Below are 25,047 nucleotides of genomic sequence, written 5' to 3'. Positions count from 1 at the left end.
AGGAAGCGGGGCGTCTTTCCTTGGACCACCAACGCACCACCGGGCACCGGGAGTTCCGGCGGCCAGTACATGATCAAGTGTAGCCCACGTGCGTCAGGCGCCGCGCATCGCGCCTCAGGAGGGCAGCCGCTGCCGGTACGCGGCCAGCGCGGGCGCCGTCTTGGTCGCCAGGAACTCGGTGATCCGGTACGCGCACACGCCCGCCGCCACGAACGGGTCGGTCGCCGTCAGGCGCTCGATCTCCTCGCGGTCCTCGCCGGCGGCGAGGATGACCCCGCCGTCACGCGGGACCTTGCGGCCGGAGGCGAGGAAGACACCTGCGGCGTACTGCTCGTCCAGCCAGGTCACATGCGCCGGAATGACGGCGTCGACCGCTTCGAGCGGGGCGGTGTAGGTCAGTTCCAGTACGAACACGCCCGCCAGCCTATCCGCCACCCACCGGCCTGCCGCGGCGACCTCTCTTGAAGTAACCGTGGGTAACGTCACAGGTCGGTGTAGTAAGCGCATACCGACCGGCCAGTTTGCCGAAAAGCCCACGCCGCCCGGAACCCACGAGTAGCGTGCGTCGCTCACCCCCCGCTCCCTGCGGTCCGCCGCACCGGACCCGAGCCACGCAAGGAGAACCGGGATGTCCGACGCGTTCATACCGCGGCACTCGTCCCCCGAATACTCAGCACCGCACCACTCGCCACCCTCGTACCCGACCTATCCGACGTACCCCTGGCAGCAGCCTCCCGCCCCACCGGCCCGGCCACGGACGCCGTCCCATCCGCCGCTCGGACACCACAGCGACCTGCGTCTGCTGCGCACCGCCTACCGGTGGCAGCGGCGCGTGGCCACCCTGACCGCCCTCGGCTACTTCGTGCTGTTCCTGCTGCTGTCCGCGTTCGCGCCCTCCTTCATGACAGCCACGGTCTCCGGCGGCCTCACCATGGGCCTGCTGCTCGGACTGCTCCAACTCCCCGTCACCTGCGTCGCGATCGCCGTGTACGAGTACACGGCACGCCACGGCGTCGACCCGATCGCCGACCGCATCCGCAGACAGGCCGAACCGGACACCGGGCGGGGGGCGGCACGATGACCGCGGCGAGCCTGCCGGGAGGCATCACCGGATTCAGCAGCTCCGCACAGGCCATGTCACTCGTGGCGTTCACCACGGTCGCCACGATCACGCTCCTGCTGTGCGTGATGACCGGACCCGACCGAGACGACCTCGTCGAGTTCTACACCGGCTACAACTCCCTGTCCCCGATGCGCAACGGCCTCGCCATCGCGGGCGACTACATCTCCGCCGCCACCGTACTCAGCACAGGCGGGATCATCGCCCTCACCGGATACGACGGTGTCGTCCTCGCACTGAGCACGGCACTGTCGCTGATGCTGCTGATGTTCCTGCTGGCCGAGCCCCTGCGCAACGCGGGCCGGTTCACCATGGGTGACGTGCTGGCACGGCGGATGCCCGGGCGGGCGGTGCGCATCACGGCCTGCGCCGTGACCATCGCCGCGCTGCTGCCGCTGATGCTCGTACAACTCGCCGGGACCGGCGACCTGCTGGCCTTCATCCTCGGCTTCTCCAGCGACGCCCTGAAGACGGGCTGCATCATCGGAATCGGCGCGCTGATGATCAGTTATGCGGCGATCGGCGGGATGAAGGGCACGGCCCTTATCCAGATACTGAAGATCGTGATGCTGCTCGGCTCCGGACTGGTCGTCGCCGGGCTCATCCTGCACCGCTTCGACTGGGACCCGGGCGCGCTGTTCGCAGCAGCCGCGAAGAACAGCGGCGTCGGCCCCGCCTTCCTCCACTCGGGCCTGGAGTTCGCGGGCGGCCCGGCACCCCGCCTCGACATGATCAGCTCTGAGCTCACAGTGGTGCTCGGCGGCGCCTGCCTGCCGCACATCACCATGCGGATGTACACGGCGAACAGTGCCCGGCAGGTACGTCGCTCGATGTCCTGGGCGGTGCCGTCGGTGGCCCTGTTCGTGCCCGTCATCACGGTCGTCGGGTTCGGCGCGACCGCCCTGATCGGACGCGCCACCATCGCGGCGGCCGACCCCCAGGGCCGTACGGCCTATCTGCTGGGCTCCCGGGCCGCGTTCGGGACGGACGTGTCGACCGTAGCGACACTGCTGTTCACCGCGGTCACCGCGGCGATCTTCCTGACCCTCCTCGCCTCCGTGGCCGGAATGATCCTCGCCTGCGCCAACTCCCTCGCCCACGACGTCTTCGCCGCCTTGAGGCACGAGACGCCCCCGCGACGCGAGATGACCACGGCACGCCTGTCGGCGATGGCGGTGGGCGCGGTGGCGATCCTGCTCGCCACCCTCGTACAGCACCGCAGCCTGCAGCCGCTGGCCACGCTCTCTTTCTGCATCGGCGCGTCCTCGATCGCACCGGCCCTGGTGTACAGCCTCTTTTGGCGCCGCTACACCCGAACCGGCCTGCTGTGGACGCTGATCGGCGGCACCCTGACCACGCTCGTGCTCATGACCGGCACCAGCCTCGTCTCCGGCTCCCCCGCCGCGGCCTTCCCCGAGGCCGACTTCAACTGGTTCCCGTTCACCACTACCGGCCTCCTCTCCATCCCGCTCGGCTTCGCCTACGGCTGGCTGGGCACGCTCGCCTCCGGCCGCGGTCAGGCCGCCGAGCAGCGCCGGCAGTACGAGGCGGTCGAAGGCTGGATCCTGGCGGGGGCCACCCGCAGGAGCGGCTGACGAACGGCCGGGCGCGCACGGAGGCCGCAGGGGCCGTCTACTCCGCGGGAGCCCGGCCCGTCAGCATGGCCAGGCTGTTGCGCACATGGTCCATCTGGGCCTGCACACAGTCCCAGACCTCGCCGTGCTCCCGCAGCACCCGTTCCGTCTCCCGGGCGATACGGTCCTCCCGCAGCCGCGCCTCCGCGACCAGCTCGGCCGCGCGCGCCTGGGCGTCCCGCTGCACCTGCCGGGCCGACTCCTCGGCCTCCGCCAGCGCCCGCTGCGCCTCCGCCAGCGCGGCCTCCGCGCGCGCCACCCGCTCCGCCTCCCACGCCTCGGCCTCCGCGACCCGCTCGGCCGCCACCCGCTCCTCGTCCGCGCAGCGCTCGGCGTGCTCCCGCTCCTGCTCGGCGAGCAGCGCCGCCGTGCGCTGCCGCACCTCACGCAGCGCGGCCAACGCCTCCCCGCGCCCCTGCTTCACCTCACGCCGCGCCGTGATCCGTACGTCGTCGGCCTCGGCCCTCGCCGCCAGCAACCGGATGCGGACCCGCTCCTCGGCCTCACCGCGCACCTCGTCCGCGTACGCCTGCGCCTCGTCCCGCACCCGCCGCGCCTCCTGCTCCGCCTGCGCGAGCACACGCCCGGCGTCCTGCCGTGCCTCCTCCCGCAGGACCTCGGCCTCCTCCCGCGCCAGGTCGAACAGCCGGCCGGCCCGATCGCCCAGGCCCTCATAGGTCTGCGCGGGAAGCTGCGCCACCCTCTCCCGCAGCCGCAGCAGGCCGGCCTCCATCTCCTTGGCCAGCACCGTCAGCCTGGCGGCCCGCTCCCAGGCTGCGTCCCGTTCCCGTGAGAGGGCCGAGGTGTAGGCGTCGACCTGGTCGGGACGGTAGCCGCGCCGCACGGACACGAAGCCGTACGGCGACCTCGATGCGCTGCTCATCGTGGAACCCCTCTCCAGCTGACCCACGAATCGATGATTTTGCGCACATCTTGATGGATCAGTCAGAAGTGTTCATAACGCGACACTCCACGCACAAGCAACGGATCGCCCCGAAGACCACCCGAAAAAGCGGCCGGGCCCGGTCGTCCGTACGAGCGGGCCCAAACCTGATGGAGCGTCAGCAAAGGGTTGTTCGAGACGACCTCACAGCAACCCGTCCCACATCTGCTCCAGCAACACCGACCACCAGCTCTCCGGCGAAGCCAGCGCCGCCGGGTCCAGCGACGCCAGCTGCGCCTGGAAGTCCACCGTCCAGCGGCCCGCCTGCTCCTGGTTGAGGCCGTAGCGCAGCCGCCACATCCGGCCGAGCAGGGCCAGCGCCCGAACGAACTCGGGCAGGCCCGTGTTCACGAACTGCGGCGGCACGGAAGCACCGCCCGGCCCCGCCTCCACGGGCACCGCGACGATGTTCGCCGTCCCGTACTGCACACAGATCGCCTTGCCGAAGTCGCTGCCCATGACCAGGTACGAGCCCGCGTCCGGGGCCGGCTGCACCCCGCGCTCCTGCGCCAGCTCCGCCAGCGTCGGCACCGGACGGCCGGGCTGGGCCTGCGCCCAGAAGAACGGGCCCATGTCGAACGGCAGTCCCGCCACCACCAGGGTGTGCGCCACGATCGGCGGCACCCCCTGCCGGGACACCGCGGCCTGCTCGAACCGGAAGATCCCCGGACCGAAGGAACCCGCCAGCTCCTGCGCGACGCCCTCCGGCGGGAGAGGCGGCGCGGGCTGCACCGCGGGCAGCGGCGCACGCACCGGCCCCGGACGCGCCGGACCGTCCGCCACCTGGTGCAACTCGCCCTGGTGCGCCAGCAGTTGCCGCATGCCCTGCTGGCGGGAGGCGTGATCGGTGCCGTACGGGGCGATGCTGGTGATCCGCGCCTGCGGCCAGTTCTCCCGGATCATCCGCGCACAGTACGCACCCGGCAGCTCGCACGACTCCAGCTCCGTGTGCAGCTCCAGCACCTGGTCCGGCGGCACGTTCATGGCACGCAGCTCATGGAAGATCTGCCACTCCGGGTGCGGCATGCCCGGCGCCGAACGCCGGATCAGCTGCTGCTCGGAACCGTCCTGCGCGCGGTAGCGCAGCACGGCCTGGTAGCCGGGGCCGACGGTCGGCGGGCCCTGCGGCGGATAACCGTACGACGGCTGCGCACCGGGGGTGGGCTGCCCAGGCGGCGGCTGCTGCCCCGGCACCGGCGGTCCGGGCACAGGCGGTCCGGGCACAGGCGGTCCGGGCACAGGCGGTCCGGGCACCGGCTGTCCCGGAGGCTGCGGGGCACCCGGAGGCATGCCGGGGACACCCGGGGGCGGCGGCGGGGGCGCACCGGGGACTGCGGCCGGCGGCCCGGCCAGCATGGTCTCGGCGTGATGAACGGCACCGGGGACGCCCGGCGGCTGCGAAGCACCCGGCGGGTTCGGCGCGCCGGGGACACCGGGCCGTCCGGCAGCCGCCGGCTGTACCGGAGCACCGGGCTGCCCCGGAGCCGCGGGCAGAGCCGAAGGGCTCGGCACGCCCGAGGGATTGGGGACGTCCGGAGCACCGGGGCCGGGCCGGTGCGGGTCCGCGAGCATGGTGGCCGCGTGGTGCACACCGCCCGGGGGCGGACCCGCAGGAGTCGGCGTTCCAGGAGCACTCGGCACCCCCGGAGGGTTCGGCACACCCGGCGCCTGGGGGCCGCCCTGCGGCGGGGTTCCCGGCGGAGGCGGCGGAGGCATGCCGGGACCCGCCGCGCCCCCGGGCCCGTCCGGGCCGAGCTGCGAGACGAGCTGCGTCGGCACATACCCGCCCGCCGAAGCGCCCGGTGCGGGCGGCGGCGGGGGAGGCGGCGCAGGCGTGGCGCCCGGCCGCGCACCCGGAACCCCGGGCGCGCCCGGCGGATGGGGCGGACCACCGGCCCGCACAGTCCGAGGAGGCGCCGCCTTGCTGGTCGCGGCGTCCGCGATGTCCGCGGCGTTCGGCGCGGGAGCCTCAGGCGCGCCCGGCGCAGGCGTGCCCGGAGCCTGCGGATAGCCGTACGACGGAACGCCCGGCGCCCGCGAAGTACCCGGCACACCACCGGAAGGCTGCGGGTAGCCGTACGCCGGTGCCCCAGAAGCACCCGCCGGTGCACCCGACGCACCCGGAACCTGCGGAGCATCCTGCGGCGCACCGCCCGACACCGTCGCCGCCTTCACGTCCGGCGGCGCGGCCCCTTCGTCCGAGTCGCTCAACGGCGGCGCGAACACCGTCTCCGGCAGCGGCACCGAACGGTCCTCGCCCGCCTCCGCGTTCGTGTCGGTCCCCGCCCACGGCGTATCCCCCGCGGACGCACCCCGCACCTCCCCGCCACCACCGGCCGCAGGCCACGCCGTACCCGACGCACCCGAAGAAGCCGCAGCGGCCGGACGCGAACCCGCCCCGTCCGACGCACCGTCACCGGACGTCCGGCCCTCCGGAACCGCCCTCCTGTCCGCCGCCTCCTGGAGCCACTCCGGCGGCGTCAACAGGAACGACGTCTGGTTCAGATCCACCCGGGCCCCAGGCGCCGCGGCCGCGGGCACCTCCGCGTCCCGCGTCCCGTACTCCTCCTCGTACCGGCGGATCACCTCACCCACCGGCAGCCCCGGCCACAACGTCGCCTCACCGCTGTCCCGGGCGATCACCAGCCGCTGAGCGCCCCCGTCCGAACGCGGCCCCCCTTCCCGGTCCTCCGCCCACACCACGAACCCGAGCTCGAACTCCCGCACCCGCACCTCACGATGCAGATACGCCGGAACATCCCCGTTGATCCACTCTTCCGCGCGCTCCTGCGCCTGCGCGAACGTCACCATCGCCCGAACTCACTCCCCCACCGAAGACGCCGACGGCGCCGACGACACCGGCACCGCACGCGCGAACCCACCGTCCACCATCAGATTCGCCACGGTCTCCAACTCCGGCGGATCACCCGCGAGCCGCCCCAGGAACTGGTCGAAGTCGTCACCGCACGGCAGCAACAACCGCTCCACCCGCTCCGCAGGCGTCCACGACGAGTCCACATCCCGCGCGTCGTCGTACGCGCAGAACCACACCGAACCGATCCGGTCACCCTTCACCTTCACGGCCAGCAACCCGCCCTGCACGAAAGCGACGCCCAGATAGTCCTTCGTCAGATGGTCACGCAGACACTTGTTCACATACACCAGGTCATTGACCGCCGCCTCGTCCCGCACCGTGAAGAACGGCTGGTCCACCAGCAGCCCCAGACCCGCGTCCAGCGCCGCACCCACCGGCGCACAACCACCCGCCGCCTTCAGGAACGACCGATACGCACCCGGCAGCCGATACCCCAGGTCCTCCTCGACCCCCTGCACCTGCGACTCCGTCACCGCCACCGACGACTTCGGCAACCCGAAATGCGCCGGCCGCGTCTCCTGCAACGGCCGCGTCCCCCGCTTGCCCTGATCCACCCTCGCCGTCGCGATCCCCCCGTGGTGCCGCAGCAGCGCCTTCACCTCGACCGGAACCAACTCCAGCCGCCGCGAACCGCGCACGTGATGCCACGTCCAACCGTGCGGCGTCGCCACCGACGCGACCGTGTCCCACAACTCGTGCCCCGACGCCGCCAACGCCGCGTTCGCCGACACATAGTCCGTCAGCCGCAACTCATCGACACCGAAACCCTCCGGCGGATCCGCGATCTCAGCGGCCGCACGGGCATACGGCGAGAAATCCGGATAACCGTACTCGTCGACCCGCACCCCCCTCGGATGCCGAGCCGCCCTCACCGGGTCCGGAAAGTGCACGACCTGACCGGCGTACGCCGCGTTCGGCGGCGCGGCCTGTCCCCCAGCCTGGCGGCTGGGCGGTGCCCCCAGCCCGAGCCGACCTGTCGTCACGGTTGCCCCCTGCGGCTTTCTCATCTGGCCTGTACGGCGATACGGATCGGCGGACCCCGACAGCCTATGCGGTACGACGACACCGGTCACCGGCCCACCGCTCCCCCACCGCCCGCCCGCCACCCCCCACATGACCAGCCGTCACCCCACCGTCACCGAACGACCCGACCCGGGCGTGTCACAGCGCCCCAGCTTCCGCACCCGCCACGGCATTTGGCAGTCTGTGTCCCCACCGGGGGGATGCACGGAGGGGAAAGACGATCATGAACACGGCACCGACAGACACGTCCGGCGACCCGCGCATCGGCTGGAGCACCACCGACACGCCCCCCGCCCCACCCTCCGCCACCGCCGCGACGGCATCCTCCCCACCGTCGCCGCCGCCCTCTCCGTCCGCGGCGCCACCCTCACCGGCACCGCCGCCCGCGGCGACCAACCCCCCGCCCTGCACCCCCTCGTCCAGGACTTCCTCGACGCCCTCACCAGCAGCCAACGCGACCGCTACACCGGACGCTGCGCCGAAACCATCCTCATCTCCCGCCACATCACCGCCGCCGACGCCGCCCGCAGCAAACGCGCCGCCCGCAAACCCATGACCAACGGCGAAGCCCGCAAAGCCCTCAAACACGCCAAACTCACCGCCCGCCGCATCCGCGAGGACGGCGACCCCCTCCACGGCAGCTTCGCCCCACCCTGCCGCACCTGCACCGCACTCAGCGCCCACTTCGGCGTCCGCATCATCGACCCCACCACGCAGGACTGACACCCCACCGACGAACGAAGAACAGATGCACGCCGACCGCACCTCCACCACCCGCTTCTCCGTCCCCGTCGACGCCGCACTACGCGCCGCAGGCTGGCAACCAGGCCGCTGGGACATAAAGCAAGCGGAAATCTGGGCCGACACCCTCCGCAGCCACACCTCACCCGCAGGCCACCGGCACGCCGTCTTCCCCGCCGCCGTCGAAGCCTGGGCCGAATTCGGCGGCCTCCACATCACCCCCCACGGCCCCGGCCGCCAACTCGCCCCCGCCGCCCTCCACCTCGACCCCCTGCACGGCCTCCACATGGCCCGCACCCTCGGCGACCTCGGCCGCGCCCTCGACACCGAAGTCAGCCCCCTCGGCGAGGAAACCGACAGCCACACCCTCATCGCCATCGACACCGAAGGCCGCGTCTACGCCCTCGACCACACCGGCGACTGGTACCTCGGCCCCGACATCGACCACGGCCTCACCAGCCTGCTGACAGGAATCGAACCCGTACGACTCACCGCCGGGTGACAGAGAGCAACGACCAGGTCACGCCACCTCCGCCGGAATCACCGCCGACACCCGGAACCCACCGGCATCCGTCGGCCCCGACACGAACACCCCACCCAGCGCACCGACCCGCTCCTTCATCCCCAGCAGACCATTGCCCCCACTCGGCAACCGCGCCGCCCCCACCGCACCCGGCTCCGGCGGCGGCTCGTTCTCCACCTGCATCGCGATCTCCGCACTGCGATGCGCCAACCGCACATGCGTCTTCGCCCCCGCCGCATGCTTGTGGACGTTCGTCAACGCCTCCTGCACCACCCGGTACGCCGTCTGCTCCACCTCCGGCGCATACGACCGCACCTCCCCCTCCACCGACAGATCCACCACCATGCCGGCCGCGGCGGACTGCCCGATCAACTCCTCCAACTCGGCGAGACACGGCCCCTCGGAGGACTCCGGCTCAGCCACCGGAGACGCCGCGGCGGCAGCCGCCACCCCCACCGCCGCAAGAGACACAGCAGCCCGAGCAGGCCGCGCCACAGCCCCGTCCCCGCTCCGCAGCACACCCAGCATCTGCCGCAACTCCGTCAGCGCCTGCCGCCCCATGTCCCCGACCAGGGCGGCGTTCCTCACCGCCTTCTCCGGATCCTTGCGCGCCACAGCCTGAAGCGCCGCCGCATGCACCACCATCAGACTCACCCGATGCGCGACGACGTCATGCATCTCCCGCGCGATCCGCGTCCGCTCCTCGCTCCGCGCCCACTCCGCCCGCTCCTCCGCCCGCTCCGCGAGCAGCATCAGCTCCCGCTCCAGCGAATCCGCCCGCTCCCGCAAGCTCTCCATCAGCCGCCGCCGGGCACCGACATACAGACCGAGAAGCACCGGAGGGGCGGTCATACCGAGTGCGGTCGTGACCGACAGAAACGGGATGAACCCACCAGCGATGGACAGATCCCCCCGAACCATCCCCTGATGCGCCCGCACATACGTGACGACGAACATCCCCACGAACGACATCCCCGCCAACGCACCGATGATCCGCCGAGGCAACTCCGAAGCCGCAAGGGTGTACAACCCGACGAGCCCCATCAGGAACCCCATCTGCGCCGGCGTGACGGCGATGCTCACCAGCACGACGGCAACGGGCCACCGCCGCCGCAACAACAGCGTCAGCCCCGCGAACAGCCCGAACACCATCCCCACCGGCGCCGGCAACCCGGCATCGCGCGAGAACTGAAGCCCCTCCACCGCACACTCCACGGCGGACACCACCGCGAGCCCGACATCGAGCACGGCACTACGCCACCGCACCCACCACCACGGCCCCCCGGCCGCGCTGTGCACTTCCCCCGACGTGGTCATGGCCCCAGCCTACGGGCGCCCCGCACGCCTTTTCCGGCGAGTTTCCACGACTGCGCCACACCACACTCCGTAACCGAACAGAAGCGAAACGCCCCGGAATCCCTCGAACTGCTGATTCGCACACCGTTCGACCCCGGAAGGACGGATTCCGCCCAGAGGTTATGCCCATGGCACACACACACGGCAAGTACGCGGACTTCGAGGGGCTACGGGAGCGGGCGGTGGCGCTACGGCGCGGCGGCTACAGCCTCCGGCAGATCCGCGACGAGCTGAAGATCTTCAACAACGACATCCTCAACCAGCTGGTGAAGGGAGAGCCACCACCGGAATGGACGAAGCGCCCCCGCGCCAAGGACGACCTGCGCGCGAGGGCGCGAGAGCTACGGCTCCAGGGCTGGACGTACGACCAGATCGAGGCGGAGCTGGGGTGCTCTCGGAGCTCGGTGTCGCTTTGGGTGCGAGATCTGCCGAGGCCGGAGCGCAGGCGCAGCCCCGAACAGGCCGCCGCAATCGCCCGGCGCGGCTGGGAGGCGAAGCTCCGTATTCGCGACGAGGAACGGCAGCGAACCAAGGATGCGGCCAAGCAGGCGATCGGCAGCCTGTCGGCCCGGGAGCTGTTCCTGGTGGGCGTGAGCCTCTATTGGGCCGAGGGCGGCAAGGACAAGCCGTACGACCGCCGCGAGCAAGTCACCTTCGTGAACAGCGATCCGGGCATGATCAAGGTCTTCCTCGCCTGGCTCGACCTGCTCGGAGTCGAGCGCGAGCGCCTGCGGTACACCGTGATGATCCACGAGAGCGCTGACGTCTCAGGCGCCGAGACCTACTGGGCCGACCTCGTGGGTGCCGACCGCTCCGCCTTTAACAAGACAACCCTCAGAAGCACAACCCCAAGACGATGCGCAAGAACACCGGCGACAACTACCGAGGTTGCCTAGTGATCAAAGTCCTGAAGGGCGCCGACTTGTACCGTCGCATCGAAGGCTCCTGGTACGGCATAGTGGAGTCCGCACGCGACGCCGATCAGCAAAATCGGACATAGCGTGCAAACTATCCCGGATCGTCTAAGGGTAGGACAAACGGTTTTGGTCCGTTGAATGAGGGTTCGAATCCTTCTCCGGGAGCCACAGCACACAAGACCTCGGTTCGGGCCCTGACTGCCCCAGTCAGGGCCCGCTCGCATGTCCCCCGAGAAACGCCCCGGTATCCTGCGGATGTCCACCCCACCCTTGAAGCCGAAGGGCATCCCCGTGAGCGCCAACCGCCCGGCCGCCGTCGTTGTTCTTGCAGCGGGTGAGGGCACCCGTATGAAGTCGGCCACACCCAAGGTCCTGCACGAGATCTGCGGTCGTTCCCTCGTCGGGCATGTGCTCGCCTCCGCGCGCGAGTTGAAGCCCGAGAATCTCGTCGTCGTCGTGGGCCATGCCCGGGAGCAGGTCTCCGCGCACCTGGCCGAGATCGACCCGGATGTCCGTACGGCCGTGCAGGCCGAGCAGAACGGTACGGGGCACGCCGTGCGGATGGCTCTTGAGGAGCTGGGCGGGTCCGTCGAGGGGACCGTGGTGGTCGTGTGCGGTGACACGCCGCTGCTGACCGGTGAGACGCTGCGGCGGCTGGCCGCGACCCATGGTGAGGACGGCAACGCCGTCACCGTGCTGACGGCCGAGGTCCCGGATGCGACGGGCTACGGCCGGATCGTGCGGGACGACTCGGGTGCCGTCACCGCGATCGTCGAGCACAAGGACGCGAGTGACACGCAGCGGGCGATTCGTGAGATCAACTCGGGTGTGTTCGCTTTCGACGGCCGGTTGCTGGCCGAGGCGCTGAAGCAGGTCCGGACGGACAACAGTCAGGGTGAGGAGTACCTGACGGATGTGCTGGGGATTCTGCGGGGGGCCGGGCATCGGGTGGGGGCGTGTGTTGCCGCCGATGATCGTGAGATCGCCGGCATCAACAACCGGGTGCAGCTCTCCGAGGCGCGCCGGATCCTCAACGACCGGCTGCTGACGGCTGCGATGCTGTCGGGGGTGACTGTGGTCGATCCGGCGACGACCTGGGTCGACGTCACCGTGACTTTCGGGCAGGACGCCGTCGTGCACCCGGGTACGCAGCTTCTGGGTTCGACGCACGTCGGTGAGGGTGCGGAGGTCGGCCCGAACGCGCGGTTGCGGGACACGGAGGTCGGTGCGGGGGCGCGGGTGGACAACACGGTGTCCGACGGCGCGGTGGTCGGGCCGCAGGCTTCCGTCGGTCCGTACGCCTACCTTCGCCCGGGCACGCGTCTTGGGCTGAAGTCGAAGGTCGGTACGTACGTGGAGACGAAGAACGCGTCGATCGGTGAGGGGACGAAGGTTCCGCATCTGTCGTATGTCGGTGATGCGACGATCGGTGAGTACACGAACATCGGTGCCGCGAGTGTCTTCGTGAACTATGACGGACAGGACAAACACCACACGACGGTGGGGTCCCATTGCCGTACCGGTTCGGACAACATGTTTGTGGCTCCTGTCACGGTCGGGGACGGCGCGTACACCGCGGCCGGTTCTGTGATCACGAAGGATGTGCCGCCCGGTTCGCTGGCTGTGGCCCGTGGTCAGCAGCGGAATATCGAGGGTTGGGTGGCTCGTAAGCGTCCGGGGAGTGCGGCTGCGAAGGCGGCTGAGGCGGCTTCCCGGGAGTCGGATGGTGAGGGCTGACCGGAATCAGGTGCGTCTGTGACGGCGTACCGTGATAAGTGCACACCCGCACCCCACCAGCTGAGACGGTCGTCCGTTTCCAGCCGTTGTGGCTGTGGCGGCTTCTGGATGCCCAGCTGAGTTATGACCTCTGAGGAGACAGTGTCGTGACCGGGATCAAGACGACCGGCCTGAAGAAGTTGATGTTCTTCTCCGGCCGCGCCCACCCCGAGCTTGCCGAGGAGGTCGCCCAGCAGCTGGGTGTCGGGGTTGTCCCGACGAAGGCCTTCGACTTCGCGAACGGTGAGATCTATGTGCGTTATCAGGAGTCGGCGCGGGGTGCCGACTGCTTCCTGATCCAGAGCCATACGGCTCCGATCAACAAGTGGATCATGGAGCAGTTGATCATGATCGACGCGCTGAAGCGTGCGTCGGCGCGTTCCATCACCGTGATCGTGCCTTTCTACGGTTACGCGCGGCAGGACAAGAAGCACCGGGGGCGTGAACCGATTTCGGCGCGTCTGATCGCTGATCTGATGAAGACGGCGGGTGCGGACCGGATCCTGACGGTGGACCTGCACACGGACCAGATCCAGGGTTTCTTCGACGGTCCGGTGGATCACCTGTTCGCGCTGCCGCTGCTGGCGGACTACGTGGGCGGGAAGGTGGACCGGGACAAGCTGACCGTGGTGTCGCCGGATGCCGGCCGGGTGCGGGTCGCGGACCGCTGGTGCGACCGGCTGGGTGCGCCGCTGGCGATCGTGCACAAGCGGCGGGACAAGGATGTCGCGAACCAGGTGACGGTGCACGAGGTCGTGGGTGAGGTCGAGGGCCGGGTGTGTGTCCTGGTCGACGACATGATCGACACGGGTGGCACGATCTGTGCGGCGGCGGACGCGTTGTTCGCGCACGGTGCGGAGGATGTCATCGTGACGGCGACGCACGGTGTGCTGTCGGGTCCTGCGGCGGACCGTCTGAAGAACTCGCGGGTGAGTGAGTTCGTTTTCACGGACACGCTGCCGACGCCGGGTGAGCTGGGCCGGGACCTGGACAAGATCACGGTGTTGTCGATCGCTCCGACGATCGCGAGTGCGGTGCGTGAGGTGTTCGAGGACGGTTCGGTGACGAGCCTGTTCGACGAGCAGTAGGAGCTGCCGGCCTTGGGGCTGGTGGTGATCGTTTTGGGTGCGGCCTCCTTGTGCGAGTAAACTGCTGCAGTTGCTCGGCGAGGGAGGCCGCACTCGTTTTTCGATTGCGGCGGTCCGTTATCGACGCGCTCTTCGTAGCAGGCCGTTCGTGGCCGGGTGACCCCGACCGTTTGTCCTACGTACTACTACGAGGAGTGAGAGATGTCCGAGGTGAAGATCTCCGCTGAGACGCGCACCGAGTTCGGCAAGGGTGCCGCGCGTCGTATCCGCCGTGACAGCAAGGTTCCGGGCGTGCTGTACGGGCACGGTTCCGAGCCGCTGCACCTGACGTTCCCGGGTCACGACCTGCTGCTGGCGCTGCGTACGCCGAACGTTCTGATCTCGCTGGACATCGACGGCAAGTCGAACGAGCTGGCGATCCCGAAGGCCGTGCAGCGTGACCCGCTGAAGGGTTTCCTGGAGCACGTGGACCTGCAGTTGGTGAAGCGCGGCGAGCAGGTCACGGTCGAGATTCCGGTGCACGCCGAGGGCGAGCTGGCCCCGGGTGGCAACCTGCTGGAGCACGTGCTGAACGCGCTGCCGGTGGAGGCGGAGGCCACGCACATCCCCGAGGCGCTGACCGTCTCGATCGAGGGCCTGGAGGCCGGTGCGTCGGTCCTCGCGAAGGACATCGCGCTGCCGAAGGGTGTGACGCTGGCTGTGGACGAGGACGCGGTGGTCCTGCAGGTGCTGTCCGCGCAGGCCGAGGAGGCCGCTGAGGGCGAGGCCGAGGGCGAAGAGGCCGCTGCCGAGGCCTGATCCCTCACCGACACCGTTTCGTCAGCCGCTGCTCCTTCGGGAGTGGCGGCTGGCGCGTATAGAGGAGACGTGGACGTGACGACCGATCCAGGCGCGCCCTGGCTCATCGTGGGGCTCGGTAATCCGGGGCCCGAGTACGCCATGAACCGGCACAACGTGGGGTTCATGGTGGTGGATCTGCTGGCGGGGCGGGTCGGGGGGAAGTTCAAGCGGGCGGGGAAGGCTCAGGCGCAGGTGGTGGAGGGGCGGATCGGGCCGCCTGGTCCGGGGAGCCGTCGGGTGGTCCTGGTGAAGCCAATGTCGTTCATGAACCTGTCGGGTGGCCCGGTGAACGCGCTGCGGGACTTCTACAAGGTGCCGGTGGGGAATGTCGTGGCGGTGCACGACGAGCTGGACATCGATTACGGGACGCTGCGGTTGAAGCTCGGTGGTGGCGACAACGGTCACAACGGGTTGAAGTCGATCACGAAGGCGCTGGGGTCGGACTATCACCGGGCGCGGTTCGGGATCGGGCGTCCGCCGGGGCGTATGCAGGTGGCGGACTTCGTGTTGAAGGATTTCTCCTCCGCGGAGCGCAAGGAGCTGGACTACTTCGTGGACCGGGCGGCGGATGCGGTGGAGTGCCTGGTGATCGATGGGCTGGAGCGGGCGCAGAGTACGTACAACTCGTGATGTGTCGCCCTGCGGGGTTGACCGGGTGTGCGGGGATGTCCCATGATCCCCGCCATGTCTGCCACCGCCGCCCGTTCTCGCCGGGCCTCGTACGCCGCGCTCCGGTCGTTGCGGGTGGTGGTGACGGGTGCGGTCGCCGCGCTGATCCTGGTGGGCGGGGTGTGGGGGTCGTGGGGTACGGCGCAGTTCGTGATGCTGACCAAGGGTCGTGAGCGCGGCACGATCGAGGTGACGCGGTGTGGGGCGGATGTGTGCAGTGGTCCGTTCAGGCCGTTGTCGGCGGGGGCGGCGGCGCGTGACCGTGTGACGATCGAGCAGACGGTGGCGGTGCGGCGGGGGCGGACGTACGACGTGGTGGTGAGGCCGGGTACGGACGACGTGGTCCGTTCGGGTCCTGCCGGGGTCCTGTACGCGTGGCTTCCGCTGGCCGGGGCGTTGTTGATGGCGTCCGTGGTGGTGGCGGGCGGGCTGCGGCTGAGGCGGACGGGGTGGGTGCTGGCGGGGTCGGGAGTGGCGCTGCTGACGGCTGCGTTTGTGGCGCTGTGACCGGTGTCGACTCGCCTGGCGCTTGTGGTTGAAGTGGCTGTTGCTGCTTCGTGATTGACCTGTGGTCTGTGTGGGCCTGATGCTGAGCCGCCCCCTCCACATCTTCCGTTCCGTTTTCTCGAAGATGGACTGCCCATGCGTACCCTCATGCGCGCCGGTGCTTTCGTCGCCGTCGCCTCAGCAGCGTTGCTGACCGCTCCGTCCGCCCATGCGTCCGCCCATGCCTCGGCTCGCGGCGACAACGGCGACGTGAAGATCCACAAGTCCGCCACGGACGAGTACGACCAGCGCAACGAGCCGCACGTGTGCTCGTTCTACCTGGACGCCTTCAACTTCGACGGCCTGCAGCAGGTGAGCTGGCACATCGAGGTGTGGGCCCCGACCGGCAAGCCCAAGGGCAAGACGGTGAAGACGGGTCATGTCACCCTGGACGCCCGTGGTCATGGCCGTACGGCGGACATGACGCTGCCGGACGGGCACTACAAGCTGTTCTGGAACTTCGACGGCGAGAACGGCGAGGTCAAGCCGAAGGTCTTCTGGACCGACTGTTCCAAGGAGCAGGGCGGCGGCTCCACGCCGTCGGGCTCCCCGTCCGGCTCGCCGTCGGCCTCCGCGTCCGCCTCCCCGTCGGGCTCGGCCGGGGCCAGTGCCTCGCCGAGTGCGTCGTCGTCCGGTGCGGGGGCGGCCCCGTCGGCTTCCGTGTCCGCGTCGCCCTCGGCGCAGGGCGGCGGTGACCTGGCCGAGACGGGCAGTGGTGCTCCGGTGGGGCTGCTGTCCGGTGCGGCGGCCGTGCTGGTGGCCGCCGGTGGTGGTCTGGTGCTGTGGCGCCGCAGGGCCGCCCGGGGCTGAGGTTCGCGGGATGTGACGGTGCCCCCGAGCCTTGTGCGGGCTCGGGGGCACTGTCGTGTCCGGGGCGGTGTCAGCCGGTGTTGCGCAGGCCGGCTGCGACGCCGTTGACGGTGAGGAGCAGGGCGCGGGAGAGCAGCGGGTCGGGTTCCTCGCCTGCGGCGGCCGCGTCGCGCTGACGCTTGAGGAGGGCGACCTGGAGGTAGGAGATGGGGTCGAGGTAGGCGTCGCGGATGGCGAAGGTCTGCTTCAGTACCGGCTGGGCGTCGAGCAGTTCCTGTTCTCCGGTGACGCGGAGTACCTCGCGCACGGTGAGTTCGTGTTCGGCGCGGATGGTGTCGAAGATGTGCTTGAGGTTGTCGGGGACGAGTGTGTCGACGTAGTGCTGGGCGATCCGCAGGTCGGTCTTGGCGAGGGTCATCTCGACGTTGGAGATGAAGTTGCGGAAGAAGTGCCACTGTTCGTGCATCTCGGCGAGCACGGTGTCGAGGCCGGACTCGCGCAGGGCCTTGAGGCCGGAGCCGACGCCGAACCATCCGGGGACGATCTGCCGGGACTGGGTCCAGCCGAACACCCAGGGGATGGCGCGCAGGCCGTCGAGTGAGACGCCCGAGCCGGGGCGGCGGGAGGGCCGCGAGCCCAGGTGCAGGTCGGCGAGCTGGTCGACCGGCGTGGAGGCGAGGAAGTACGTCGGCAGGTCGGGGTCCTCGACGAGCCTGCGGTAGGCGGCGTGGGCGGCGTCGGAGACGACGTCCATGGCGGCGTCCCAGCGGGCGAGGGCCTCGCCGGACTGGCGGGGCGCGGTGTGCAGGGCGGAGGCCTGCAGGGTGGCCGCGACCGTCAGTTCGAGGTTCTCGCGGGCGAGGGACGGGATGAGGTACTTGTCGGAGATGACCTCGCCCTGTTCGGTGACCTTGATCTCGCCTTCGAGGGTGCCCCAGGGCTGGGCGAGGATCGCGTCGTGGGTGGGGCCGCCGCCGCGGCCGACGGTGCCGCCGCGGCCGTGGAAGAGGCGCAGGCGCACGCCGTAGCGGTGGGCGACGTCGCGCAGGCGGCGCTGGGCGCGGTGGATCTCCCACTGGGAGGTGGTGATGCCGCCGAACTTGGAGGAGTCGCTGTAGCCGAGCATGACCTCCTGGACGTCTCCGCGCAGCGCGACCAGGCGCCGGTAGGAGGGGTCGGCGAGCATGTCCTCGAGGATGGTGTCGGCGGCCTTGAGCTCGTCGGTGGTCTCCAGGAGGGGGACGATGCCGATCTTGGCCCAGCCCGCGTGGAGGTCGAGGAGGCCCGCTTCGCGGGCGAGGACGGCGGCGGCGAAGACGTCGTCGGCGCCCTGGCACATGGAGATGATGTAGGACTCGATGACTTCGGGGCCGAACACCTTCAGGGCGCGCTTGATGGTCTCGAAGGTGCCAAGGGTCTTGGCGCCTTCCGCGTCGAGCGGTGCCGGGGTGGGGGCGAGGGGGCGGCGGGAGCGGAGTTCCTTGGCGAGCAGCTTGTGGCGGTACTCGCGGGGCATGTCCTCGTAGCGCCAGGATTCCTCGCCGAGCCGGTCGAAGAGCTGGCCGAGGGCGTGGTGGTGGGCGTCGGCGTGTTCGCGGACGTCCATGGTGGCGAGCTGGAGCCCGAAGGCGGCCAGGGTGCGGATGGTGCGGGCGAGGCGGCCGTCGGCGAAGAGGCCGCCGCGGTGGGCGCGCAGGGAGGTCTGGATGACTCTGAGGTCGTGCAGGAGTTCGCTGGTGCCGAGGTAGTCGCGGCCGGGCTGGTGCTGGGTGCCCTTGGCGAGGCGCTGCTTGGTGTTGACGAGCTTCTGGCGGATGCAGGTGGCCTTGAGCCGGTAGGGCTCCTCGGCGTTGAGGCGCTTGTAGCGGGGGCTGATCTCGGGCAGGAGGTCCAGGTCGGTCTTGAGGGACTCCATGAGTTCCTCAGTGGCGCCGGTGTAGCGGATGGAGTTGGACAGGAAGCCGCGCAGCTCGTCGATCATCTCCAGGGCGTCGTTGATGCCGTGCTCGTGCTGGAGGATGAGGACGTCCCAGGTGACCTGGGGTGTGACGTTGGGGTTGCCGTCGCGGTCGCCGCCGATCCAGGTGCCGAAGGTGACGGGGCGGGTCTCGTCGGGGAGCTTGACGCCGACGCGTTCGAGTTCCGCGGTGAGGTCCTCGAGGACGTCGCCGACGGCGCCGGCGTGGAGTTCGTCGAGGTAGTAGATGGCGTTACGGGCCTCGTCGGCGGGTTCGGGGCGCACGACGCGGAGCTCGTCGGTCTGCCAGACGAGGTCGATGTTCTCCGCGAGCCGGGTGTCGAGGCGGCGGCGGTCGGTCTCGATGACGGGGGTTTCCAGGAGTGCTGCGATGCGCCGGAGCTTGTTGAGGACGGACCGGCGCGCGGCCTCGGTGGGGTGCGCCGTGAAGACGGGGCGCACGTTGAGGTTGCGGACGGTGTCGCGCAGGTGGTCGGGGTCGGCGTCCTTGAGGCGGTCGGCGGTGCGGGAGAGCAGGCCGCCCTCGGCGGCCCGCTTGGCGCGCAGTTCGCGGCCGCGGTGCACCTGCTCGGTGACGTTCGCCAGGTGGAAGTAGGTGGAGAAGGCGCGTACCAGCTTGGCGGCGGTCTCCAGTTCGGTTCCGCGCAGCAGTTCGGCGGCGGCGTCACCGTCCTCGCGGGTCAGCCGGCGGACCTTCTCGACCAGTTCGAGGAGCTCGGGGCCTTCCTGGCGGACGAGGGTCTCGCCGAGCAGGTCGCCCAGTCGGCGGATGTCGGCGCGCAGTTCGCTGCTGGTCGTCGTCGTCTGGTCGTCGGCACTGCTCACAGGTGCGGCTCCTTGCAGTGTTGAAGCTCGTCTGGGAGGGGACCCGGATGGGTGCCGTGCGCGGCGGGTGCCGCATACGGTCCGGGCATCCGGGAAGAAATCAGAGCGGACCGCGCTGTCCGACCGACTCCAAGGATAGGTGGCGATGCGGACGCGCAGGCTTTCGGGCTCTTGCCGCCGGGCGACGCACTGCCATACTTACGACGCCGTAGGTTACGGAACCGTAGGTGTCCCGTCAGTTGCCGGGATCACGCCGGGTGCCGTAGCCGGGCACTTGCCTCGACCCTCGACCCCACAGGGGACGCCCCATGACCACGAGCTCCGATGTGATCGAAGACGCCCCGGAGGCGAACGACGACTCTTCGCTGCCCTCGGCGACGCTGGGTGGCGAGCAGAAGCGCTCGATCGAGCAGATCACGCTGCTGCTGTTCATCACCGTCCCGTTCCTGGCGCTTGTCGCGGCGGTGCCGCTGGCGTGGGGATGGGGCGTGAGCTGGCTCGATATGGGCCTGCTGGTCTTCTTCTACTACCTGGGCTGCCACGGCATCACGATCGGTTTCCACCGTCACTTCACGCACGGTTCGTTCAAGGCGAAGCGGCCCCTGAAGATCGCGCTGGCGATCGCGGGGTCGATGGCCGTGGAGGGGCCGCTGGTGCGCTGGGTGGCCGATCACCGCAAGCACCACAAGTTCTCCGACGCGGAGGGCGACCCGCACTCCCCGTGGCGGTACGGGGAGACGGTCCCCGCGCTGATGAAGGGCCTGTGGTGGGCCCATGTCGGCTGGATGTTCGACGAGGAGCAGACGCCGCAGGACAAGTACGCCCCGGACCTGATCAAGGACCCGGCGATGCGGGCGATCTCCCGCCAGTTCGTGCTGTGGACGACCGTGTCGCTGGCGCTGCCCGCGCTGATCGGCGGGCTGGTCACGATGTCCTGGTGGGGAGCGTTCACCGCTTTCTTCTGGGGGTCGCTCGTTCGGGTGGCTCTGCTGCACCACGTGACGTGGTCGATCAACTCGATCTGCCACGCGGTGGGCAAGCGGCCGTTCAAGTCGCGCGACCGTTCGGGCAACGTGTGGTGGCTGGCGATCCTGTCGTGCGGCGAGTCGTGGCACAACCTGCACCACGCGGATCCGACGTCGGCGCGGCACGGTGTGGAGCGGGGCCAGCTGGACTCCTCGGCGCGGATCATCCGCTGGTTCGAGCAGCTGGGGTGGGCGTACGACGTGCGCTGGCCGTCACGCTCGCGTATCGATTCGCGGCGCAGCGGTGACGGGAGTGACTCCCGGCGCGGGAAGGTGACCGCCGGCACGGCATGATGGCGGGTGTGGCGACCGACTCCAGCACCCCCAGCAGCGACAAGCCGCGGCGCCCGCGCCGTACCCGGATGACCGGTGCGGAGCGCCGCCAGCAACTGCTGGAGATCGGTCGCACGCTGTTCGCCGCGAAGGGCTTCGAGGGCACGTCGGTGGAGGAGATCGCGGCGAAGGCCGGGGTGTCCAAGCCGGTGGTGTACGAGCACTTCGGCGGCAAGGAGGGGTTGTACGCGGTGGTGGTGGACCGCGAGATGCGGCGCCTGCTGGACATGGTGACCAGCTCCCTGACGGCCGGGCACCCGCGTGAACTGTGCGAGCAGGCCGCGTTCGCGCTGCTGGACTACATCGAGGAGTACACGGACGGGTTCCGGATCCTGGTCCGGGACTCCCCCATCCCGCAGTCGACGGGCTCCTTCGCGTCGTTGATCTCGGACATCGCGACGCAGGTGGAGGACATTCTCGGCCGAGAGTTCAAGAGCCGCGGCTTCGACCCGAAGCTGGCCCCGCTGTACGCGCAGGCGCTGGTCGGGATGGTCGCGCTGACGGGCCAGTGGTGGCTGGACGTGCGCCGCCCGAAGAAGGCCGAGGTGGCGGCACATCTGGTGAACCTGGCGTGGCACGGGCTGGACGGGCTCGAGCCGAAGCCGCGGCTGATAGGTCACCGCAAGAGCTAGCGACGGATCGGCCGACCCGGGTGTCGATCACACGATGTGATGACCTTTGTCGGTTCCGGCGGCTAGCGTGGGTACCCAGGCCGTTGAATCCCGCTCATGGGAGGAATCACCATGACTGCCGAGCCGAGCGCCGCCCACGACTCCGAGCCCGGCATCCACCTGCCTGTGCCGCCCCCCGAGGGTTTCACGGTCGACGACCTGTTCACCCTGCCGGACCTCCCGCCGCACACCGAGTTGATCGACGGGAGTTTGGTCTTCGTGAGTCCGCAGCGTGATTTCCACAGCGTCGTGATCGACCTGCTGGTGACTGGCCTGCGCCGTACGCTGCCCAGTCGGCTGAAGGCGCGTCGAGAGATGACAGTCGTCATCGACCGGCGAAACGCCCCTGAACCCGACGTCAGCGTCGTCCGTGCGGATGCGTTCACGGGACGCGAGCAGACCCGGTACCACGCCGAGGACCTCGTACTCGCCATTGAGGTCGTCTCCCCCGACTCCGAGGCCCGCGATCGGGACACCAAGCCTTTGAAGTACGCAGCCGCCGGCATCCCGCACTTCTGGCTGGTCGAGATGGCAGAGGGAAACCAGCACCCGGTGGTCCGGACCTACGAGCTGGATCCGGTCGTCGGCAACGGCTACACACTCACCGGCATCCACCACGACAAGCTGGAACTCGCGGAGCCGTTCGAAATCGACATCGACATCACCTCTGCCGCGCTCGACGAGCTGTGACCAGCGGTTCCAGGAACTCCAGCCGGTTCCCCACCGGATCCTCCGAGTAGAAGCGCCGGTGCCCCGGCAGGTTGTCGTCCCAGATGACCGGTGCCCCGCGCGCGGCGAGCCGCGCCGCGTACGCTTCGATCCCCGTGACCCGCAGCCCCGGGTGGGCCTTCTTCGCGGGGCGGAAATCGTCCTCGACTCCCAGATGCAGCTGTACCGCCCCCGCCTGGAACCAGCAGCCCCCGCGCGCGGCGAGCACGGGCGGCTTGGGGACCTCCGTCATGCCGAGGACGTCGACGTAGTAGGCGCGCAGCAGGTCCTCGGAGCCGGGCGGGGCGGCGAGCTGGACGTGGTCCACGGCGGTCAGCATCGGTCAGGCCCCTTTCGTCGCGACGGCGAAGATGCGGCGGAACGGGAACACCGTGCCGTGCTCGGTGGCCGGGTACGCCTCGCGCAGCGCCACCCGGTAGTCGGCGACGAACTCCTCCGCCTCCTCCCCCAGCGCGGTGAGGATGGGCCGCAGTCCGGTGCCCTTGACCCAGTCGAGGACCGGGTCCTCGCCCTGCAGCAGATGCAGATAGGTCGTCTCCCACACGTCCGCCGCGCAGCCGAGCGCGGTGAGGTGGTGGAGGTACGCCTCGGGGGTGAGGACCGCGTCGTCGTGGCGCAGGGTTTCGGCGAGGCGGTTCTTCCAGCGGGCGGAGTGGGCGAGTTCGCGCATCAGCCGGTGGCTGGGGGAGGCGAAGTTGCCGGGGACCTGGAAGGCGAAGGTGCCGCCCGGCTCGAGTGCCGTCACCCACTCGGCGAAACGCCCGGCGTGTCCGGGTACCCACTGGAAGGTGGCGTTGCTGATGATCAGGCCGTAGGGCTCCTTCGGCGTCCAGGTGCGGGCGTCGGCGTGTGCGAAGTCCAGTCGGCCGCCGCCGGCCGTGGGGCCCGCGTGGGCGCCGGTCTTCGCGAGCATCTCCGGGGAGTTGTCGTATCCGGTGATGTGCGCGGTGGGCCAGCGCTGGGCGAGCAGGACGGTGACGTTGCCCGGTCCGCAGCCCAGGTCGGCAATGCGGGGCGGGTCGCCGGGGAGTTCGGGCACGCGGGCGAGCAGGTCGGTGAAGGGACGGGCGCGGTGGTCCGCGTGGCGGAGGTACTGGGCGGGGTCCCAGGTGGGGCCGGTGGTGGGCATGGCGGGGCCTCCTCGGAGCGGGCGGGCGGACGGCGGGCGGGCGCCGCGGCGCGGACGCGCGCCGTCGCACGGAGGCGTCGCCCCCGTTCGACGCCGCCTCCGTACGGCTCGCCATCCTCGTCCCCCAGGTCTCTCGACGTCAAGAGACTCAACATCAAGATGTCTTGCATCAAGAGACTTCACATCGACACAACCACTACACTGATCGCATGGAGGACGAGGTCGATCGGCTGGTCGCGGCGTGGCGCAGGGAACGCCCGGACCTCGACGTGGAACCGCTCGAGGTGCTCAGCCGGGTCAGCAGACTGGCCCGGCATCTGGACCGCGCACGCCGGCTGGCGTTCTCGGAGCACGGCCTGGAGCCCTGGGAGTTCGACGTCCTCACCGCGCTCCGCCGGGCCGGCAGCCCCTACCAGCTCTCCCCCGGCCAGTTGCTCACCCAGACGCTGGTCACCTCCGGCACGATGACCAACCGCATCGACCGGCTGGCGAAGAAGGGCCTGGTCGAACGGCTGCCCGACCCCAGCGACCGCCGGGGCGTGCTGGTGCGGCTCACGGACGAGGGCCGGGACCGGGCCGACCAGGCTCTCGCCGGACTCCTCGACCAGGAGCGCGCGATCCTCTCCGAGCTGAGCTCGGCCCAGCGCGGTGAGCTGGCCGCGCTGCTACGCCAGCTGACCGCCCCGTTCGACAACATCCCCGGCTAGGTCCGCCGGCCCGACTCCGGCCCGGCGGGCGAGGGCGACGGCGGCGAGCGTGGAGTGGACGCCGAGCTTCCCCAGCACGTTCTGCATGTGCGTGCGGACGGTGTGCGGGGACAGGAACAGCCGCTCGGCGACGGCCTTGCGGCCGAGTCCGGCGACCATGCACCGCAGCACCTCCCGCTCCCTGGGCGTGAGGGACTCCACCAGCCGCTCGCTCTCGGTGCGGTGCTTGCGGGCCGCGGTCAGCTCGCGCAACACCCCGGTGAGCAGGGCGGGCGGCAGGTGCGTCTCGTCCCGCAGGACGCCCCGGATGACCGCGAGCAGTCGCTGCAGCGAGCAGTCCTTGGCGACCCAGCCGGAGGCGCCGGCCTGCAGGGCGAGGGCGGCGCGGCGCGGGTCGTCCTTCTCGGCGAGGACGACGGTCCGCACGCTGGGCTGACCGGAGCGGACGCCGGCGACGAGGGAGATGCCGTCGACGAGGCCGTCCTCGTCGCCGTCCTGCACGGGGACCGCCGGGCGTGAGCCCAGGACGTTTCCCCCGAGGTCGGCGTCGACGAGCATCACGTCGAATCTGCGGCCCTCCGCGGCCGCCCGCTCCAGGCAGCGCAGCGCGGCCGGTCCGCTGCCGGCCGCGGACACGTCGACGTCCGGTTCGGCCGCCAGGGCGGCGGCGAGGGACTCGGCGAAGATGCGGTGATCGTCGACGACCAGAACTCGGATGCGAACCACTGATACCCCCACTGTTCGGGGGACGGCCCGGCGCGGACACGGCGCCCGGAGCGCTCCCCGGAT

The 25,047-nt window shown here is 70.2% G+C and carries 22 protein-coding genes, 1 tRNA gene and 2 pseudogenes; 16 read left to right on the top strand and 9 right to left on the bottom strand.

What is annotated here, in order from left to right; translation table 11 throughout:
* Nucleotides 1–114: 114 nt before the first annotated feature.
* Nucleotides 115–414 carry a YciI family protein gene (locus C3488_RS02425; protein WP_103837612.1) on the bottom strand — a complete coding sequence of 100 codons (300 nt, stop codon included), beginning with the start codon at nucleotides 412–414 and terminating at the stop codon, nucleotides 115–117.
* 214 nt (nucleotides 415–628) lie between these two features.
* On the opposite strand from C3488_RS02425, the gene C3488_RS02420 reads away from it, so the two are divergent.
* Together C3488_RS02420 and C3488_RS02415 are read left to right on the top strand one after the other, a co-directional pair.
* Nucleotides 629–1,081, top strand: coding sequence for a DUF485 domain-containing protein (locus C3488_RS02420; protein WP_103837611.1), 453 nt, complete (start codon nucleotides 629–631; stop codon nucleotides 1,079–1,081).
* Complete coding sequence (locus tag C3488_RS02415) at nucleotides 1,078–2,715, top strand: cation acetate symporter (protein ID WP_103837610.1); 1,638 nt, start codon at nucleotides 1,078–1,080, stop codon at nucleotides 2,713–2,715. Before C3488_RS02420 ends, C3488_RS02415 begins: the two co-directional genes overlap by 4 nt.
* Nucleotides 2,716–2,752: 37 nt before the next feature.
* On the opposite strand, the gene C3488_RS39905 is transcribed toward C3488_RS02415, so the two are convergent.
* The 3 genes from C3488_RS39905 to C3488_RS02400 form a co-directional block, all read right to left on the bottom strand.
* On the bottom strand, nucleotides 2,753–3,637 hold the full coding sequence (locus C3488_RS39905) for a DivIVA domain-containing protein (RefSeq protein ID WP_107528737.1): 885 nt from the start codon (nucleotides 3,635–3,637) through the stop codon (nucleotides 2,753–2,755).
* Nucleotides 3,638–3,841: 204 nt separating this feature from the next.
* The gene (locus C3488_RS02405) at nucleotides 3,842–6,508 is read right to left on the bottom strand and encodes an SUKH-4 family immunity protein (protein ID WP_103837609.1); all 2,667 of its coding nucleotides are present in this window, start codon (nucleotides 6,506–6,508) and stop codon (nucleotides 3,842–3,844) included.
* Nucleotides 6,509–6,517: 9 nt separating this feature from the next.
* Nucleotides 6,518–7,555 carry an SMI1/KNR4 family protein gene (locus C3488_RS02400; protein WP_181138849.1) on the bottom strand — a complete coding sequence of 346 codons (1,038 nt, stop codon included), beginning with the start codon at nucleotides 7,553–7,555 and terminating at the stop codon, nucleotides 6,518–6,520.
* A gap of 263 nt (nucleotides 7,556–7,818) precedes the next feature.
* On the opposite strand from C3488_RS02400, the pseudogene C3488_RS02395 reads away from it, so the two are divergent.
* Nucleotides 7,819–8,318, top strand: a pseudogene (locus C3488_RS02395) (YwqJ-related putative deaminase).
* A 25-nt stretch (nucleotides 8,319–8,343) separates the two neighbouring features.
* On the top strand, nucleotides 8,344–8,838 hold the full coding sequence (locus tag C3488_RS02390; RefSeq protein ID WP_103837608.1) for an SUKH-3 domain-containing protein: 495 nt from the start codon (nucleotides 8,344–8,346) through the stop codon (nucleotides 8,836–8,838).
* A gap of 18 nt (nucleotides 8,839–8,856) precedes the next feature.
* Here C3488_RS02390 and C3488_RS02385 read toward each other — a convergent pair whose 3' ends face one another.
* The gene (locus C3488_RS02385) at nucleotides 8,857–10,176 is read right to left on the bottom strand and encodes a sensor histidine kinase (RefSeq protein WP_103837607.1); all 1,320 of its coding nucleotides are present in this window, start codon (nucleotides 10,174–10,176) and stop codon (nucleotides 8,857–8,859) included.
* A 167-nt stretch (nucleotides 10,177–10,343) separates the two neighbouring features.
* Here C3488_RS02385 and C3488_RS02380 point away from each other — a divergent pair.
* From C3488_RS02380 to C3488_RS02345, 8 genes and pseudogenes are all read left to right on the top strand, one after another.
* Nucleotides 10,344–11,215 (top strand): annotated as a pseudogene (locus C3488_RS02380) (helix-turn-helix domain-containing protein).
* A gap of 11 nt (nucleotides 11,216–11,226) precedes the next feature.
* Nucleotides 11,227–11,300 (top strand) — tRNA-Gln (locus C3488_RS02375).
* 123 nt (nucleotides 11,301–11,423) lie between these two features.
* A complete protein-coding gene (gene glmU, locus C3488_RS02370) occupies nucleotides 11,424–12,869 on the top strand; it encodes a bifunctional UDP-N-acetylglucosamine diphosphorylase/glucosamine-1-phosphate N-acetyltransferase GlmU (RefSeq protein WP_103837696.1) in 1,446 nt (481 codons plus the stop codon).
* A gap of 146 nt (nucleotides 12,870–13,015) precedes the next feature.
* Entirely contained in the window at nucleotides 13,016–13,996 is a 981-nt protein-coding gene (locus C3488_RS02365; RefSeq protein ID WP_103837606.1) for a ribose-phosphate diphosphokinase, read from the top strand.
* Nucleotides 13,997–14,197: 201 nt separating this feature from the next.
* A complete protein-coding gene (locus C3488_RS02360; protein ID WP_103837605.1) occupies nucleotides 14,198–14,794 on the top strand; it encodes a 50S ribosomal protein L25/general stress protein Ctc in 597 nt (198 codons plus the stop codon).
* A gap of 69 nt (nucleotides 14,795–14,863) precedes the next feature.
* Nucleotides 14,864–15,466: an aminoacyl-tRNA hydrolase gene (gene pth, locus C3488_RS02355; RefSeq protein ID WP_103837604.1), complete on the top strand. Its 603-nt coding sequence runs from the start codon at nucleotides 14,864–14,866 to the stop codon at nucleotides 15,464–15,466.
* Between the two features lie 42 nt (nucleotides 15,467–15,508).
* The gene (locus C3488_RS02350) at nucleotides 15,509–16,012 is read left to right on the top strand and encodes a hypothetical protein (RefSeq protein WP_103837603.1); all 504 of its coding nucleotides are present in this window, start codon (nucleotides 15,509–15,511) and stop codon (nucleotides 16,010–16,012) included.
* A gap of 135 nt (nucleotides 16,013–16,147) precedes the next feature.
* Nucleotides 16,148–16,861 (top strand): LPXTG cell wall anchor domain-containing protein, encoded by a 714-nt coding sequence (locus C3488_RS02345; RefSeq protein ID WP_103837602.1) that lies wholly within the window; start codon nucleotides 16,148–16,150, stop codon nucleotides 16,859–16,861.
* A gap of 70 nt (nucleotides 16,862–16,931) precedes the next feature.
* On the opposite strand, the gene ppc is transcribed toward C3488_RS02345, so the two are convergent.
* Nucleotides 16,932–19,664, bottom strand: a complete 2,733-nt coding sequence (ppc, locus tag C3488_RS02340) for a phosphoenolpyruvate carboxylase (RefSeq protein ID WP_103837601.1) — start codon at nucleotides 19,662–19,664, stop codon at nucleotides 16,932–16,934.
* A gap of 308 nt (nucleotides 19,665–19,972) precedes the next feature.
* On the opposite strand from ppc, the gene C3488_RS02335 reads away from it, so the two are divergent.
* From C3488_RS02335 to C3488_RS02325, 3 genes are all read left to right on the top strand, one after another.
* Nucleotides 19,973–20,983, top strand: a complete 1,011-nt coding sequence (locus tag C3488_RS02335; protein ID WP_103837600.1) for a fatty acid desaturase — start codon at nucleotides 19,973–19,975, stop codon at nucleotides 20,981–20,983.
* A complete protein-coding gene (locus C3488_RS02330) occupies nucleotides 20,980–21,654 on the top strand; it encodes a TetR/AcrR family transcriptional regulator (protein ID WP_103837599.1) in 675 nt (224 codons plus the stop codon). The genes C3488_RS02335 and C3488_RS02330 overlap by 4 nt, the downstream gene beginning before the upstream one ends.
* A gap of 111 nt (nucleotides 21,655–21,765) precedes the next feature.
* Nucleotides 21,766–22,383, top strand: a complete 618-nt coding sequence (locus C3488_RS02325; RefSeq protein WP_103837598.1) for a Uma2 family endonuclease — start codon at nucleotides 21,766–21,768, stop codon at nucleotides 22,381–22,383.
* On the opposite strand, the gene C3488_RS02320 is transcribed toward C3488_RS02325, so the two are convergent.
* Nucleotides 22,355–22,741: a VOC family protein gene (locus C3488_RS02320; RefSeq protein ID WP_103837597.1), complete on the bottom strand. Its 387-nt coding sequence runs from the start codon at nucleotides 22,739–22,741 to the stop codon at nucleotides 22,355–22,357. The genes C3488_RS02325 and C3488_RS02320 overlap by 29 nt on opposite strands.
* Nucleotides 22,742–22,744: 3 nt before the next feature.
* Complete coding sequence (locus C3488_RS02315; RefSeq protein WP_103837596.1) at nucleotides 22,745–23,551, bottom strand: trans-aconitate 2-methyltransferase; 807 nt, start codon at nucleotides 23,549–23,551, stop codon at nucleotides 22,745–22,747.
* A 209-nt stretch (nucleotides 23,552–23,760) separates the two neighbouring features.
* On the opposite strand from C3488_RS02315, the gene tamR reads away from it, so the two are divergent.
* The gene (gene tamR, locus C3488_RS02310; RefSeq protein WP_103837595.1) at nucleotides 23,761–24,258 is read left to right on the top strand and encodes a MarR family transcriptional regulator TamR; all 498 of its coding nucleotides are present in this window, start codon (nucleotides 23,761–23,763) and stop codon (nucleotides 24,256–24,258) included.
* Here the strand turns inward: tamR and C3488_RS02305 are convergent.
* On the bottom strand, nucleotides 24,217–24,984 hold the full coding sequence (locus C3488_RS02305; protein WP_103837594.1) for a response regulator transcription factor: 768 nt from the start codon (nucleotides 24,982–24,984) through the stop codon (nucleotides 24,217–24,219). The two genes, tamR and C3488_RS02305, sit on opposite strands and share 42 nt — an antisense overlap.
* Nucleotides 24,985–25,047 lie beyond the last annotated feature (63 nt).

Origin of the sequence: Streptomyces sp. Ru72 (assembly GCF_002920635.1) — a bacterium.
Taxonomy (GTDB): Bacteria; Actinomycetota; Actinomycetes; order Streptomycetales; family Streptomycetaceae; genus Streptomyces.
The sequence above is the reverse complement of the archived record's forward strand: the minus strand, read 5'-3'. Positions and strand labels throughout refer to the sequence as shown.